The following is a 15,552-nucleotide window of genomic DNA, read 5'->3' as shown; positions in this document are numbered from 1 at the left end:
AGCCGACTGCACACGCATGCCCTGGAAAACCGTCTGCACACACGGAATCACTCGGTGACGTGGACGATTCCAGTCGCGCCCTTCTCAGCATCCGACATGATGTGCGACACAAACGAGTAGTTGCCCGCCTCAGGGAAGGTGAGCTCGACGAAGCCTCCCTGCGCGGGCGCCAAAGCGAGCGCCTGTGAGCCACCGACGCCCGTAGAACCGCCGTCCTTCAGCGAATAGTCGCCCTCTTTCCACACCGTGTGAAACTGCCCACCGACAACGTGGAACGAGGTGGAGACGTTCGGCCCGGCGTCCAAAACCCAGAACCGCACGGTGTCGCCCGCCTTCACCTCGAGGGGCACGTCGCGATACTGGTTGGCGTAGCCGTTGAACGCGACGATGTCGGGGAGCTGTGTTGCGACAGCATCCGGGTCGACAGGGCCGCCCTCCTCGCCCAGGTAGAACTCCGACTGCACCATCACGAACTCGTGGTCGACGGGTGCCAAGTCGGGTGGGTCGATGATGACCGCCCCGAACATGCCGTTCGCAATGTGACTCGACATCGGCATGGTCGAGCAGTGGTACATCCAGATGCCGGCACGCGTTGCTGTGAACGTATACTCAAGACTCTCGCCCGGCATGATGGTGCGCATCGGATCGTCGGGGGCGAGCGTTCCCGCGTGAAAATCGATGGAGTGCCCCATGGTGCCGTTGTTTACGAGCGTCACGTCGAAGACGTCACCGACCGAGCCACGCAGCACGGGGCCGGGTGCTGTGCCGTCGAACATCCAGAGCGTCTGAGTGACGCCGGGAGCCACCTCGACCTCCGTCTCGGTGACGGGCATCGTGATCTCGTGCACGTCGGCTGCGGGCGCGGGGTCGAGCGCAGCGTCGTAGGGGACGAAGCCCGCGTCGGTCGACAGGGTGAAGTCGAGATCGGCGGCTGCGCCACCGGCATCCGAGTCCTGGGCGTCACCATGGTCATGGGCGCCCTCTGCCGCAGCACCCACAGCGACGACGCTCAGCTCCATGCCCATGGCGCGGTGGCCTGTCACCGAGCACCAGCCCTGCATGTCCTCGGAGATCACACCGACATCGACAGTCTCGCTGTCGCCGGGCGCAAGCCGCTCGGAGCTGACGCCGTTGGCGAAGGTGATGTCGTGCACGTCGGTGCCCGTGTTGCTGAGCTCGACAACGAGGCGATCTCCCGCGGGAACCTCGAGCACGTCGGGCACGAAGCGCATGCCGTCGACGCTCACGTCGATTGTCGTCGTGTGTCCCGTTTCGGCGACCTCTGTGCCGCCGAGCGTGTTGATGCCCGCCGCTGACGGATCAATGGCAATTCCGCCCGCAACGGCAAGAAGAATGACGGATGCCGCCGTGACGAGCTGGCCGCTCAGTGCACGCCGCGGCTTCGCCTTCTGCGGCGGCGCTCCGACGCCCAGCTGCACGCCCTGCGCGTCGGCCGCCGGCGCGGGTTCTGCTTTGCGCTCGCGCAGCCCCACGACCACACCGCGCACCGCAAGCACGAGAAACGCGATGAACACGCAGAGCACGACAATGCTCAGCAGCACCTTCACGACGCTCGGCACCGGCAGCAGATAGGCGACGATGCCGATGTTGATCGTCGCCGCGCGAAAGACCGCTGCGCGATCGAGCTCGGCTTCGCACTTCTTGCGAGCATTCGGGCGGCCCATGATCACCGGCAGAAGGTAGCTGAGTGCACCAAGCACGATCTGCACGGCGAACCCGGCGATGAACGGCTGCACGATCCAGGCGAGTCTGTCGACAGCCGTCGCCCAGCCGTCGGACGTTCCCACCCCGACGGCGAGAAACCCCACAGACACGGCGAGCCAGCACAGTGCCGCCCCGATCGACAGGCCGGCGTAGCTCAGCCGAGCGGCATCCGTGATCTGTCGTACTCCCTCAACGAGCACGAGGCCGAGGGCGGCGAGCCACAGCACAGCACCCGCCGCGACGAGGGGCGGAGCATCTGCCGCAGCGCCAGCCAGCACAACAACGATGCCAAACATCGATACCGTGAGAACCAGCGGTGATCTGCTGCCGTCCGTTGGCCGCATGCGCGCGTGCAGCACGGTGGGCCAGAACAAGATCACCGTGCCCAGCACCGTCGTCCCCACCCAGCCGAGCAGATTCACCGCGACGTGCGCGACAAAAAGTCGGCCGCGCAGGGGGTCGTCTGCAGAAAGCTGTGACATCCAGAAGCCGATCCCGACGCCCACGACAAGCCACAGCGCAGACACCGCGTAGAACTGCACGAGCGGTCCGAACCGCGACGCGAGTGCACCTCGCAGCTGCAGGATCATGGTCGTCGCATGGGTGAGCGCTGCTGCGGCGACGATCACAGCACCGGCAAGAATCACCGACATGACGTCTGAAAGAATTCCCGCGATGACGAGCGCGGCACCCAGCGTATGCAGGCCGAGACGGATGCCGAGGCTCACCCGGCCGCCCGGAGCCTGTCTGCGCGTGAGCGTGTCGGCGAAGTGCTGGCTCCAAATGAGGATCGCCGTGCTCACAGCACCGAGCATCGTCACGTGCACCATGAGCCACGTGCTGTGCGGCAGAAATCGGTGTGCCGTGACCGCGGCGATGGCTGCAAGCATCCAGAGTCCGAGCACCGAGTTCGTGATGATGTACCAGGTGCGACGCTCAACGCTGCGCATGGGCTACCCCTTTCGAACGGTCGACGCGTGCAGACACAGCAGCCGAGGCCGCCGCGCACACGAGAAACAGCAGAATCGCTGCAACGTTTGCGATGCCGCCCGCCTGAATCGTGATGTTGCTCTCACGCACGTCACCGATCACTCGCACGACGAGCGACAGCTGCAGCAGAGCGACGGGAGCGTAAAACCAGCGACGATACGGCAGTGGGGTGCGCAGCACGGCGGGCAGTATCACGGAGGCGTGCGCCATGATCATCGACATGACAAACCCGAGCAGCACGGCGTGAGTCACGATGTCATAGGCTGCGGCACTCGGGGCGCCAGCGGCAAGCAGTACGCCGCCAGCCACTGCGAGCCAGGCGTAGCCGAGGAGCAGGCACACCGCCATGTACCGCGCGGCGCCCGTCGAGGCGATCGTGACGCGGGCGACGTCGACGATCAGCAGCCACGCGACGAGTGAGAGAATCGCGGCGCCGAGCACGGAATGCGCGGCGCCGGGCCAGAGGATCGTAGCAACGGATGCTGCCGCGACGACGAGTGAGAGCCCGAGACCGACAGCCTCGCCGCGTGCGGTCAGTCCGCCCACGCGCCCCAGTTCGATGCGCTCGCCCACAATCGTGAGCACGAGAAACACGGCGGCAACGATGCTGACATTTTCAAACGGGACACCAGTTGCCCAGAGCAGCGCCGCGATGAGACCGGATGCCGCGGCGAGCGCTTGCACGCTCGTCGCGAGAGCGGTCTGCCGCTTCCAGATGACTCGATAGATGACGAGCATGAGCGCGAGCCCCAGTGCGATCGCCGTGCGGCCAACCGCTGTCGGGAGCGGCGTGATGAGCGCAAGGGCGCCAAGACTCAGCAGCAGTGGCGCGGCGAATGCCCAAACGCGACGAATGGCGACAGCGCGTTCGAGCGCAACAAGCGAGCCGACGAAGCCGAAGAGCATCGCCGGGGCGTGAGCGGCACGGAGCGCCTCGGCATCCACTCCCCATACACCCATGCGAGCGAGGCCCGCCGCCATGCCGATCAGCAGCGCAACGCCCGCCGGCAACACGAAAGCAAGCCGGGCTGCGCGCACGCCGTCTCGGTTCATCGTGGCGTGCGTGCTTCGGGAGGTAGGCACGGGGTTCGGCACGTCCCCAGCCTACCGCCGACGTTCTACAGCTCGTAGAAATATGAAGACACTGCAGCGGCCCTCACCGCGCGATTCACGAACGGCGGGGCCGCGACTCTGCGTCGCGACCCCGAAAACTGCGATAAACGTTACTTCTGCAGGGCGAACTGCAGGTCGAGCGTGATCGCCACTTTGTCACCGAGCGTCATGCCGCCGGCCTCGATTGCCGCGTTCCAGTTGACGCCGAAGTCGGTGCGGTTGATTGTCGTCGATGCTGTGAGGCCGGCCTTTGTCTGACCCTGAGCATCAATAACTCCACCAAACTCGCCGACCAACGTGACGGGCTTGGTGACGCCGCGCAGAGTCAGCTCACCGTCGACGGTGAAGTCGTCGCCGTCATTCGAGACCTTCGTCGAACGGAAGGTCATGGTCGGAAATTCATCGATTTTAAAGAAGTCGCCTGAGCGCAGGTGGTTGTCGCGGTCAGGCTGGCCCGTGTTGACGCTCGACACGTCGATCGTTGCCTCAATTGTGCTGTCTGCCGGGTTCTCGGCGGTGATAACCGTGGCCTCGACGACGTCGAAGGTGCCGTGAACTTTGCTGATCATGAGGTGCTTCAGCGAGAACTCCAACTTGGAGTGCAGCGGGTCGAGCAGCCACGTGCCGGCAATGTACTGGGGATGAACGAGTGTGTTTTCAGTCATGTATCCATGCAACCGTATGTACTTTTGGGATATTCCTTGCCGCGACAACTTTTTTGCGAAGTCTTTCGTGGGCCGGATCATTCATGCGACCCATGTGGTCAGGTCGCGTTCCAGAGGTCACGGTAGTAGGCGATCCGCTCCCTGTCCGGTTTCACCCCGTATGCATCGATCAGCGCGTCTTCCCAGCCGGGGCCGTAGTTCCACTCTGTGCTCATGGACGCGACGGCAATGTCAGCCCAACGGTCTGCAACACCGAGGGCGCCGAGATCGACGTGGCCGCTCCACTTGCCCGCGCCGTCGATGAGCGTATTGGGACAGCAGGCGTCGCCGTGGCAGACGACGAGCTTGTCGGCATCCGGCGCCTTTCTCAGCGACTCAGGCAGGTGGATGCCGCGACCCGCCGCGTTGGCGATGCGGGACTCGACTCCCCATTCAAACGGGCAGTCCCCGACGGGAAGGGTTTCGTGCAGGGCGCGAAGCCCTCGGCCGACGGCGACGACGGCTGCCGCGGGCCGGGCGACCCAGTGTGGCGCGACAGCGCTCTCCCCCGTCAGCGCCGCAGTGACGAGCCACTCGTGCGTCGCGTCTGAACCGTGCTCAATGACACGCGGCACGGCTGCGTAGCGCACGGCCCACTCCAACCGCTCGGCCTCGGCCGCCATCGACGTCTCGTTCTGGAGGGGCCCCCACTTGATGTACCGCGGCGCGCCCTCCAGCGGCTCGGCTCGAAACGTGAGCCCGCCGAGCTCGTTGCGCCACACGGGCACGACGCGATCGCCGCGCGCACGAGACACGACGATCGGGGGAACAGCGACTGGCGCGCTTGGTATCGACACGGCATCCTCCCCATCCGCTTCGACCATGATCCTACGGCCCCCACACAAGCCGTTCACCACAGAGACCGCGACACGTCGGGCTCTCACCGATAGTCTGACGCCATGACGTCTCCCGTACTCTTCATCAGCGGTGCCGGCCTGCAGACGTGGGTATGGGATGACGTACGGCAGAGTCTCGGCACCGAGTCCGCCGTCGCAGAAACTCCGCGACACGAGGGCGCGACTCTCGCCGACGCGGCAGTCGCTGCACTTGAGTTCGCGCCGTGGCCGCACTTCACCGTCGTCGCGCATTCGCTAGGCGGAACGATAGCAACACGGATGCTGCCGCTCGCGGCCGACCGCATCGACGCGGTTCTCGGCGTCGCCGCCCTGTTTCCGAAACCGGGAACCTCCTATGCGGCAAACCTTCCCATTCCCGCACGGTGGGTTCTGCCGATCGCACTCCGTCTCACCGGCACACGCCCGCCGGATTCGGCAATTCGTTCAAGTCTCGGTACGGGCCTCGACGAGAACACGACGGATCGCCTCGTCGAGGGTTTCGAACCGGAACCACGAGGCCTCTACCTCGACAAGACAGTCGATACGTCGTTTCCTTCGCGGTGCGGCTACGTCTCGACGTCGGCTGACATCGAGCTGCCGGCGTCGGCTCAAGCAGCGTCTGCCGCTCGGATCGGCGCGAGGTGGACGGCGTCTCTTCCGACGGCGCACCTGCCGATGCTCGAAGATTCAATGGCGTTGACCGCAGGCATCCGACGCTTTCTCGACGTCTGACGCACGGCCCGCTCCGCCTCAGGCGACGATCATGACTCCGGCGAGCGCAATGCCGGCGACCACGATCGTGCTGCACGCGGCGAGCGCGAACGGCTTCGGGCCGACCTTCACAAGGTTGCGGATCTTCACACCGGCGCCAAGCGCGAACATGGCCGAAGCGAGCAGTGCATTCTGAACCACGGATGCCGCATCGACGATGCCAGCGGGAACAAGCCCAATCGACCGCAGAGCGACCATCACGATGAATCCGAAGACGAACAGCGGCATGATCGGAGGTCGCTTACCGCCCGACCCCGCGCTCTGACGGCGGCGAACGGCGCTGATCACCGCCATGACGGGGGCGAGCATCAGCACGCGCGCCAGCTTGACGATCACGGCGACCCCGAGCGCCCCTCCACCGATGATCCCTCCCGCGGCAACCACCTGCGCGACCTCGTGGATCGAGCCGCCCGCCCAGAGCCCGGCGTCATGAGAACCGAGCCCGAGCGCCCCAGCTGCAAGGGGAACGAGAGGGATCATCAGGGTTCCGAAGAGCACCACGAGCGCGATTGCCGTGACCACCTCTTCGTCGTCATCGGGCTCGACGACGCCGTCGACGGCTGCGACGGCTGCGGCACCGCAGATCGAGAAACCACAAGCGATGAGCAGTCTCTGCGTGAAACTGATGCCCATAAGCTTGCCGATCAGCAGCGTTGAGACGATTCCGCCGACGACGATCGCAATCACCACAACAATCACCCCTGCGCCGAGCCCGAGGATGTCTCCGACCACCAGCTGAAGCCCCAGCAGCACGACACCGAGCCGCAGGAGCTTCTTTGCTGAGAACGCCAACCCCGCATCGAACACTGCGGGAAGGGGAACGAGGTTGCGCAACAGCATTCCGAGCACGATGGCAATCAGAAGCGCACTCACGGCAGGCACCAGGTGATTCACCGTGAGCGCCGCAACGACGGCGACGGCACAGAGCCCGAGTCCGGGAAGGAGGGCACCGATCCTGTTTCGCCGTCGTGTCTGAGGTTCGTGTACCGGAGCAGTGGAGTTCGACATGGTGTCAAGAATGCCGGTCCGCGGGCGGCTTGAGAATGCCTTCTTCATCCCTACGTCATATCATCGTGATATGGCACATCTTCCCGATCTGACGGCGCTCGCTCTTCTTTGCGCCGTCTCCGAGCACGGAAGCCTGAGCGCTGCCGCGCAGAGCCTCGACATGGCTCAACCCAATGCGTCACGCACGCTTCGGCGACTTGAAGCCGATCTCGGCTTCAGGCTCATCGATAGGGGGCCGCGTGGGTCGACACTGACCAACCACGGCGCGATGGTTGCAGACTGGGCAGCCGACGTCGTGGCTGAATCACGAAACTTCCAGTCGGCTGCCGAGGCGTTGCGCGATTCGGAGCGATCGCATCTCACTGTCGCGGCGAGCAAGACTGTCGCCGAGGCACTTTTGCCACGGTGGCTCGCCGCGCTCAGGGCCGAACGTCCACAGCTCGAACTGCATCTCGCCGCCCAGAACTCAGAGGAGGTGCAGGATGCTGTCGCGGCAGGTCGCGCCGACGTGGGCTTCGTCGAGTCACCCGGTGTTCGCCGCGGGCTTCGCAGCGCCGAGGTCGCGCGAGACCGCCTCGTGATCGTGGTCGCGCCACAGCATCCATGGGCAACCCGCCGTCGCGCGATCACCGATGCCGAGCTTGCGCGAACCCCGCTCGTTGTTCGTGAATCGGGTTCTGGAACCCGCACGACGCTCGAATCCGCGATCGCGCATCTCGACCCTGTCCCCCCGACGCTTGAGCTCGACAGCAACGCCGCAGTGCGCATCAGCGTCGCCTCCGGTGCAGGCCCTGCTGTGTTGAGCGAACTTGCGGTCGCCGATGCTGTGCGCTCTGGTGGTCTCGTCATTGTGCCGACGGAAAGTGAGTTCGCTCGATGCATGCGCGCAGTGTGGCTGCCCGGCAGCGTGCACGAGGCCGCAGAGCTGCTCATCGGCATCGCCCGTCGCGCGCGCATCGCCCGGTAGAGTCTCACTCGTCGAGATCCACGTCAGAACAAAGGAGTTCGTCAATGTCGACTGCACCCGCACCTGAGAAGCCGACCGGCCGACGGAGCGTCATGCGTCCAATCAACCGGTTTCTTGAGCGCTGGATTCCCTCGGCGCTCACCTTCGCCATTGTTCTGACGATCATTGTCGCGATCCTCGCGATGACGCTCACGCAGACCAGCCCTGTCGACGTCGTCGTTGGCTGGGGCGATGGCCTCTCGGGCCTTCTCGCGTTCATGACGCAAATGTGTCTGATTCTGCTGCTCGGATACATGCTCGCCAACACCCGGCCGGTCAAGAAGCTGCTCGGCTGGCTGGCTGGCGTACCCACGGGCCCGGGAACAGCGTACGTGTTCGTCTTCGTCATCGGGGCCATTGCGAGCCTCATCACCTGGGGACTCGGTCTGATCGTCGGCACGTTGCTCGCACGAGAGATCGCTGTGCAGTCGCGTAGGCGCGGGTACAAAGTGCACTTTCCGCTGCTCGTCGCTGCCGGATACTCAGGCTTCGTCGTCTGGCACATGGGATATTCCGGCTCGGGCCCCCTCACCGCCGCAACTCCCGACTCGTTTCTCGCTCCCGCACTCGGCGGCGAGGTGATCCCCGTCACCGAGACCATATTCGCATCGTGGAATATGCTCGCCGCCCTCGCGGTGATCGTCGTCGTTGCGCTTCTCTTCTTCCTCATCCGGCCCAAGAGCGGCGACCCCATCTATGAACTGCCGGATGCTGTCGGCTCGGAGAAGCATGACGAGGCCGACGAGTCCGTCGTCACGCCTGCTGACCGCGTCGACGCGTCGCGCATTCTCACACTGCTGCTCGGCCTCGGCCTCGTCGGGTATCTCGCCGTGCACTTCATCCAGGGCGGAACCCTCACGCTCGACATCGTCAACTGGTCGTTCCTCGCATTGATTCTGCTGCTCGTCAAGAATCCGTTCGAGCTGATTCATCTCACCAAGAGGGCGGCGTCGAACGTCGGTGAGATTCTGCTGCAGTTCCCTCTCTATGCCGGAATTCTCGGAATCATGTCGTCGTCGGGGCTCATCAAACTCTTCTCTGACGCGTTCGTGTCGATTTCGACGCCCACAACGTTCGGCGTTCTCGCGCTGCTATCAGCGGGCATCGTCAACTTCTTCGTGCCATCTGGCGGCGGCCAGTTCGCCGTGCAGGGTCCGATCATGATCGATGCGGCGCACCAGCTGGGCGTCGATCCGTCGATCGCGATCATGGCCGTTGCCTATGGCGACCAGTGGACGAACATGATTCAGCCGTTCTGGGCGCTGCCGGTGCTCGCGATCGCCGGGCTCAAGATGCGCGACATTCTGGGTTATACGTTCGTCACGCTGCTCGGCTCCGGTGTCGTGATGGCGGCTGTGCTGCTCATCGTGAGCCTCTGATCGGCGGCTGGCACACAACGACGCGAAACGACAGAACCCCCGGTCGCGATGCCGGGGGTTCTGTGCTGTAGCAGGAGCGGGGCTTGAACCCGCGACCTCACGATTATGAGTCGTGCGCTCTCACCAACTGAGCTACCCTGCCGCACGACGCTCCGTAGAACGCGCGAGCCCCGAGTCAGGATTGAACTGACGACCCCTTCCTTACCATGGAAGTGCTCTACCACTGAGCTATCGGGGCACTGCCTTGCACATCGTTCACAAGGCAACCGCTAAAGAATATCAAACCTTTCCGCGGATCGTGAACTCGAGATCATTCCGCGGTGACACCGGCCGTGCGCCACACCGCGAAGGCCGGCCCGGAGCCCGAAATTCGGATGCTGTCAGCGCTCGCCGCGAGGTCGAGGCTGCCGAACAGCTGCTCCGCGGCATCCGGTGTTGGAATGGCCTCGATTGGCAGGTCGACCTCGACATTCGCACGCGCGGAAACGACCAACAACGACTGCAAAGCATCTTCGCGCACATACGCGAGAACATCGGCGCTCACGTGCACCCAACGGATTCCGCCGCCGTTCAGCGCTGAATGTTCGCGTTTGAGAGCGATGAGCTCGGCATACAGATCGATGGTGTCGGATGCCGCATCGGCGGCGTGCCACGGAATCGGCGTGCGCGACGCCTCGCCGTCTTCGCCCGTGAGCCCAAACTCGTCGCCCGCCCACACCACGGGAATGCCCGGCAGCGTTACCGACATGCCCACGGCAACCGGGAGTGTGCCAGGCAATGCCCTCGTGAGGAACCGCGGGGTGTCGTGCGTGTCGAGGGCGTTCATGTTGCCCAGACGCACACGCCAGGGGAACCCCGCGCTGAACTGTCGATGTGCGGCGTAAAACTGCCAGCCGTCGTAACGCGGAATCGTCTGCATCGCCATGCCGAGGCCTCCCCCGGCGTCGCCGAGCGGCTCAGACAGCCAGCCCCACAGCGGGCGAGTAAAGTTGGCGTACGTCATGGCGCCATGCCACGCATCGCCCTGGAAATCACTCGATGCGTCGTTTGTCGACTCGGCGAGCAGGATGGTGTCGGGGTTGATGTCGACCATTGTGCGGCGGATAGTCTGCCGCACCTCCGCGTTGAGGTCGTCGTCGCCGTGCCGCCCCGTCATGTTCGCCACATCGATGCGCCAGCCGTCGAGAGAGTATGGCGCTTTCAGCCACGTCGCCACGACGGAGTCATCTCCCTCGATGAACCGACGGCGCAGCTCACGAGAGTTCCAGTTGAATTTGGGAAGACTGGGCACTCCGAGCCAGGACTCGTACTGCTCATGCTCGGCATCCCGCCAATAGTAGAAATCGCTCTCCGGCGCAGCGGGGTTGCCACGCGCAGCCGTAAACCATTCGTGTGCGTCGCCCGAGTGGTTGCTCGTCAGATCGCCGATCACTTTCAGTCCGCGCGCGTGGGCGGCCTCGACCAGGCGAATCAGCGCTTCGTCGCCGCCGAGCAGCGGGTCGACCATGTCGAAGCTCGTCGCGTCGTACCGATGGTTTGACCGCGCGGGGAACACCGGGGTGAGGTAGATCATGGTCACGCCGAGGCGCTCGAGATGATCGAGGCGCTCCACGATGCCGTCGAGGTCTCCGCCGTAGAACTGGGTTGATCGTGCCGGCGGGTCGAGGCGCAGCTCGTCTGACCAGGCAGCGGGCACAGCCCACTCCGGAGCCGGGCGTGACTCACCAGCATCCGATCGCCAGAATCGGTCGGGAAACACCTGATACATCACTGTCGATGCAACCCACTCGGGTGGCCCGTCTGCAGCGACGAGCCGAAAATCGTCGCTGTCGAGCGTCTCTACGGTGAACACCCCGCGGGCGTTTACCCACATGTCGGTTCCGTCGTCGAGACGCAGCAGCCAACGGTAGCCGTGCACGCGGTTTGCGACGGTCACCTCGGCCTGCCACCAGTCCCAGCCGCTGGCGGATGCTGCCAGTTGAGCGACGGCGAAGACGGGCTCTCTGTCGGGGTTCGATCGCACGCGCACGCCCTGAAGCTTGCCGAGTGCGCGAGGAACCCGCAGGCGCATCACGACGGCTTCGCCCAGATGCGGATGCTGTGTCGAAACGTAGAGCGGCGAACCATCGTGGTGCGGCTCGAGCGCGGTGTTCATGACCAACGTACGTCCTCCTATTTAACAGAGCCGGCGGTAAGACCGCCGACAATGTACTTCTGCAGGTAGAGAAACAGCGCCATCACGGGCAACGCCGCGAGCACGGCACCGGCGGCGAAGACGCTCCAGTTGCTCGTGAACTCCTGCGAGACAAACTGATAGAGCCCGACGGCGAGCGTCTGCTTCTCTGGCGTGACCAGCACGATGCTCGCAATGACGAAGTCGTTTGTCGATGCGATGAACGACAGCAGCCCCACAACGGCGAGAATCGGCGCGACGAGTCGCAGAATGATCGTAAAGAAGATGCGCGCATGGCCCGCGCCGTCGATCTTCGCTGCCTCGTCGAGCGCTGTGGGCACTGTGTTGAAGAACCCGTACATCAGGTACGTGTTCACGCCGAGGGCGCCGCCGAGATAGACAACGATGAGCGCAATCTGGTTGTCGATTCCGAGCACGGGAAAGATGTCGCCGATCGTATTGAGAAGCAGAAAGATCGCGACAACGGCGAGCAGCTGCGGAAAGATCTGCACGACCAGAAGAGAGACCAGACCGAACCGCCGCCCGGCAAAGCGCATGCGGCTGAAGCAGTAAGCGGCGAGGGCACCGAGAAAGACCGTGCACACCGACGTCGACAGACCGATGAACAACGTATTGCCGAACCACGAGGCGTAGGGCTGCTGCGGCGAGGTGAAGAGCGTGACATAGCTGTCGAGCCCGATCTTCGCGAAGAGACCGTTGGAACTCAGGAGCGTGCCGTTGGGGTTCAACGAGGCGCTCAGCACGTACAGCAGCGGAAACACGGCGTAGATCACCGTGATAACCCCCACGAGGTGGCGCCAGCCGGTGGCACGAAACCAGGTGCCGAAGCGGAATGGTCGCTTCGCGGGGATCGCGGAGACGCCGGTGCGCGGAATCATCGTTGACGTACTCATGTCAGTTCAGGTCCTCCAGCGCCTTCGTCTGTTTAAAGCTGATGATCGAGATCACGGCGACAACGACGAAGATAATGATTGAGAATGCGCTCGCGAGGCCGTAATCGCGGCTCGCTCCGACGAACGCCACCTTGTAGACCATCGAGATGAGAATGTCGGTGCCCCCGACATTGATGCCGGCAGCCGCATCGCGCGGTCCGCCCTCCGTGAGCATGTAGATCAGGTTGAAGTTGTTGAAGTTGAACGCGAATGACGAGATCAACAGTGGAGCGACGGTGACCAGAAGCAGCGGAAATTTGATGAGCCGGAAGATCGCGAACGGTTTCGCGCCGTCAACCGTCGCCGCCTCGGTGAGTTCTTCGGGGATCGCCTGCAAAGCACCGGTGCACACGAGGAACATGTAGGGGAATCCGAGCCAGAGGTTGACCCACAGAATGCTGATCTTGGCGAGCCATTCGTTGGTAAGCCAGGGAATCTCTGCGCCGCCGAAGATCACGTCGTTCACGAACCCGAAGTCGCGGTTCAGCAGACCGGCCCACACGAGCGCCCCGAGAAAACCGGGGAACGCGTAGGGCAGAATCATCAGCACGCGGTAGAACTTGCGCCCTTTCATGCGCATGTCGTTGAAGACAATCGCCAGAAACAGCCCGAGCAGAAAAGTCGTCAGCACGCTCAGCAGCGCGAACGCGAACGTCCAGATCGTCACGCTGACGAGCGGGCCGCGGATGCTCTGCTCGGTAAAGGCCTTCGTGAAGTTCTCGGTGCCGACGGCGATGCTCCACCCTGGCATGAGCTGTTCGCCGTTTTCGGCGGTGAACGCACCGACACCCGTGTCTGTGTAGACGGTGTTCGTTGTCGTGTCTGTCATCGTTCCCGCGGCTTCGTCATAGACGAGGGTTGAGACGTAGAGGTACGCGCTTGAGCCGTCAGGGGTGCGCAGAGCGCCGTCGTTCGGATCATCCGAAATCTGCACGGCGATCTTCGCGATTTCGTCTTGGTGCTGAAGGATGCTTGCAAAATCGAGGGCCGTGTAGCCCGAGAGCCCCACGGCCTTGCCGCCAGACATCTCGGCGCCATCGACGGTGTGCAGCGGTGTCGCATCGTTTCCCATGCTCACGGTGCCATCTGGCGCCGTGACGAGAAAACTGTAGGTGCCGAGCTGATCGAGCACCGTGAGATCGTACGCCGGAGAGTCGGGCACGCGATCCTGTGCCGACTGCACGAGCGCGATCACGGCATCCTGCTTAGTGCTGTTGTGCCCTGTTCCGTAGTTCGTGAACGCAATGTAGGCGGTGTACCCGATCACGAAAACCTGAAAGATGAGGAGAAAGACGAGGCCTGGTGCGAGGTATTTGGCGGGGAGCCAGCCGCGCGTGAAATAGATGATGTTGATGGATGCTGCGATGACGAGGATCACAGCGAAGACAGTCCACTGCTGCTGCGCCATCGAGACGAAGAGAGCGTAGAGCGATAGCGCGTCGATCACGGCGATCAGCGCGATCTTGACGATCAACGAGGTGATGCCGCCTGACGCCTGCTCGGCGATGCGAACGGCGCGGCGTCTGCGCTTGTGGACGACGCGCGTTTCGCGCGCGTCCTCGGTCTGAGTGCTGCTCATGTCTCCCCGCGATGGTGTGACGTCGACACGGTGCTGGCGGGCTTTCGCCCGACCAGCACTGACGTCAACCTTCGATTGCGCTCCGAATGTCGGAGGTCATTGTCGTCCACAGCTCGGCCGGATCGCCCTTGCCGTTGATGATGTCGGCCTCGGTCACGCCCCAGAACTGCCACACGGAACCCATCTCGGGAATGTTCGGCATCGGCACGCCCGCAGCGCCGACCTCGCCAAAGGCCGCGGTGGTCGGGTCGGAGCTGACCTCTTCAAACGCGGCGGTTAGTGCCGGCGGACGCTTGCCGACGTTGTACAGCTCAACCTGCACGTCTTTCGTGCCGATGTAGTTGGTGAGGAACTCGTTGGCGGCAAGAGCGTTCTTGCTCTTCGCTGAGACGAAGAAGCCCTGAACGCCGACGAACGGCTGTGCTGCTTCGCCACCGGCGCTCGGGATTGCGTCGACGGCGACGTCGATGCCGGCATCCTGTGCTGGCGCGACGTTCCACGGTCCGGTGATGAGGAACGGTGAGTCGCCGCTCACGAACTTCTCTTTGGCGATGTCACCGTCGACGGTGGTCTTGAGGAGCCCTGCCTTGCCTTGCTCGGCGAGCCAGTTCGCGAAGTCGATTCCGCCATCGTTTCCGAGCAGCAGCTGCTCAGAGTCGTAGCTCCCATCATCTTTTGTGCCGAAGACCGGGGCGCCGAAGGAGGTCTGGAAGGGGTAGAGGTGGTACGGATCGCTCTCTTCACCCACCTGCACGAGGAACGGAAATTCCGTTCCGGCATCCGTCCCCATCTGCACCATCTCGTCGTACGTTGACGGCGCCTCGGGGGCAAGCTCGGTGTTTCGCAGGAGCGCGATGTTCTCGGTGGAGTACGGCAGACCGTAGGTCTTGCCCTCGTAACTCATCGCCGTGACGGCAACGTCCTGAAAGTCGCCGGCAATGTCGCCGAGCTCAATGGGCTGCACAACGCCGTTGGTCACGAAGTTGCCGAGCCAGTCGTGAGCGCCGATCGTGATGTCGGGGCCCTTGCCTGTCGGAACCTGCTGAACGAACTCCTCTTGAATCTTGCCGAAGTCCTTCTGCACCAGCTTCACGGCGATTCCGGACTCTTTTGTGAATGCCGCAGCGACGTCTTTCAGAACAGGAGCGCGGTCGGCGTCGACCCACACGGTGAGCGTGGTCGAGCCTTCCTTCTTGCTACCCTCGTCGCCGCCTCCGGCAGAGCATCCGGTGAGCGCGAGCGCGGCTACCGCGGTCATCGCTCCGATGGCGAGAATCGGATTGGTCTTCACCCTCATTGGTGTGCCTTTCATTAG

General features: G+C 63.7%; 12 protein-coding genes and 2 tRNA genes. 3 read left to right on the top strand and 11 right to left on the bottom strand.

The window, feature by feature from the left end; genetic code table 11:
- Nucleotides 1–47 precede the first annotated feature (47 nt).
- From HCR76_RS02770 to HCR76_RS02755, 4 genes are all read right to left on the bottom strand, one after another.
- A complete protein-coding gene (locus tag HCR76_RS02770) occupies nt 48–2,675 on the bottom strand; it encodes a multicopper oxidase domain-containing protein (protein ID WP_166984887.1) in 2,628 nt (875 codons plus the stop codon).
- Nucleotides 2,662–3,810 carry a DUF8744 domain-containing protein gene (locus HCR76_RS02765; RefSeq protein ID WP_166984889.1) on the bottom strand — a complete coding sequence of 383 codons (1,149 nt, stop codon included), beginning with the start codon at nt 3,808–3,810 and terminating at the stop codon, nt 2,662–2,664. The genes HCR76_RS02770 and HCR76_RS02765 overlap by 14 nt, the downstream gene beginning before the upstream one ends.
- A gap of 128 nt (nt 3,811–3,938) precedes the next feature.
- Entirely contained in the window at nt 3,939–4,493 is a 555-nt protein-coding gene (locus HCR76_RS02760) for a YceI family protein (protein WP_166984891.1), read from the bottom strand.
- 98 nt (nt 4,494–4,591) lie between these two features.
- Complete coding sequence (locus HCR76_RS02755) at nt 4,592–5,329, bottom strand: aminoglycoside 3'-phosphotransferase (RefSeq protein ID WP_198248176.1); 738 nt, start codon at nt 5,327–5,329, stop codon at nt 4,592–4,594.
- Between the two features lie 102 nt (nt 5,330–5,431).
- On the opposite strand from HCR76_RS02755, the gene HCR76_RS02750 reads away from it, so the two are divergent.
- Complete coding sequence (locus tag HCR76_RS02750; protein WP_166984895.1) at nt 5,432–6,100, top strand: alpha/beta hydrolase; 669 nt, start codon at nt 5,432–5,434, stop codon at nt 6,098–6,100.
- An 18-nt stretch (nt 6,101–6,118) separates the two neighbouring features.
- On the opposite strand, the gene HCR76_RS02745 is transcribed toward HCR76_RS02750, so the two are convergent.
- Nucleotides 6,119–7,147, bottom strand: a complete 1,029-nt coding sequence (locus HCR76_RS02745) for a YeiH family protein (protein ID WP_166984897.1) — start codon at nt 7,145–7,147, stop codon at nt 6,119–6,121.
- Between the two features lie 70 nt (nt 7,148–7,217).
- On the opposite strand from HCR76_RS02745, the gene HCR76_RS02740 reads away from it, so the two are divergent.
- Together HCR76_RS02740 and HCR76_RS02735 are read left to right on the top strand one after the other, a co-directional pair.
- The gene (locus HCR76_RS02740; RefSeq protein WP_166984899.1) at nt 7,218–8,114 is read left to right on the top strand and encodes a LysR family transcriptional regulator; all 897 of its coding nucleotides are present in this window, start codon (nt 7,218–7,220) and stop codon (nt 8,112–8,114) included.
- 44 nt (nt 8,115–8,158) lie between these two features.
- Complete coding sequence (locus HCR76_RS02735; RefSeq protein ID WP_244971464.1) at nt 8,159–9,532, top strand: short-chain fatty acid transporter; 1,374 nt, start codon at nt 8,159–8,161, stop codon at nt 9,530–9,532.
- Between the two features lie 68 nt (nt 9,533–9,600).
- On the opposite strand, the gene HCR76_RS02730 is transcribed toward HCR76_RS02735, so the two are convergent.
- The 6 genes from HCR76_RS02730 to HCR76_RS02705 form a co-directional block, all read right to left on the bottom strand.
- A tRNA-Met gene (locus HCR76_RS02730) sits at nt 9,601–9,674 on the bottom strand.
- A 24-nt stretch (nt 9,675–9,698) separates the two neighbouring features.
- A tRNA-Thr gene (locus HCR76_RS02725) sits at nt 9,699–9,770 on the bottom strand.
- Nucleotides 9,771–9,842: 72 nt separating this feature from the next.
- On the bottom strand, nt 9,843–11,687 hold the full coding sequence (locus tag HCR76_RS02720; RefSeq protein WP_166984901.1) for a glycoside hydrolase family 13 protein: 1,845 nt from the start codon (nt 11,685–11,687) through the stop codon (nt 9,843–9,845).
- Between the two features lie 17 nt (nt 11,688–11,704).
- Nucleotides 11,705–12,619, bottom strand: a complete 915-nt coding sequence (locus HCR76_RS02715) for a sugar ABC transporter permease (protein WP_166984903.1) — start codon at nt 12,617–12,619, stop codon at nt 11,705–11,707.
- A gap of 1 nt (nt 12,620) precedes the next feature.
- Entirely contained in the window at nt 12,621–14,237 is a 1,617-nt protein-coding gene (locus HCR76_RS02710; RefSeq protein ID WP_166984905.1) for an ABC transporter permease subunit, read from the bottom strand.
- A gap of 64 nt (nt 14,238–14,301) precedes the next feature.
- Nucleotides 14,302–15,534: a sugar ABC transporter substrate-binding protein gene (locus HCR76_RS02705; protein ID WP_166984907.1), complete on the bottom strand. Its 1,233-nt coding sequence runs from the start codon at nt 15,532–15,534 to the stop codon at nt 14,302–14,304.
- Nucleotides 15,535–15,552 lie beyond the last annotated feature (18 nt).

This window comes from Paramicrobacterium chengjingii (assembly GCF_011751765.2).
Lineage (GTDB): Bacteria > Actinomycetota > Actinomycetes > Actinomycetales > Microbacteriaceae > Paramicrobacterium > Paramicrobacterium chengjingii.
The sequence above is the reverse complement of the archived record's forward strand: the minus strand, read 5'-3'. Positions and strand labels throughout refer to the sequence as shown.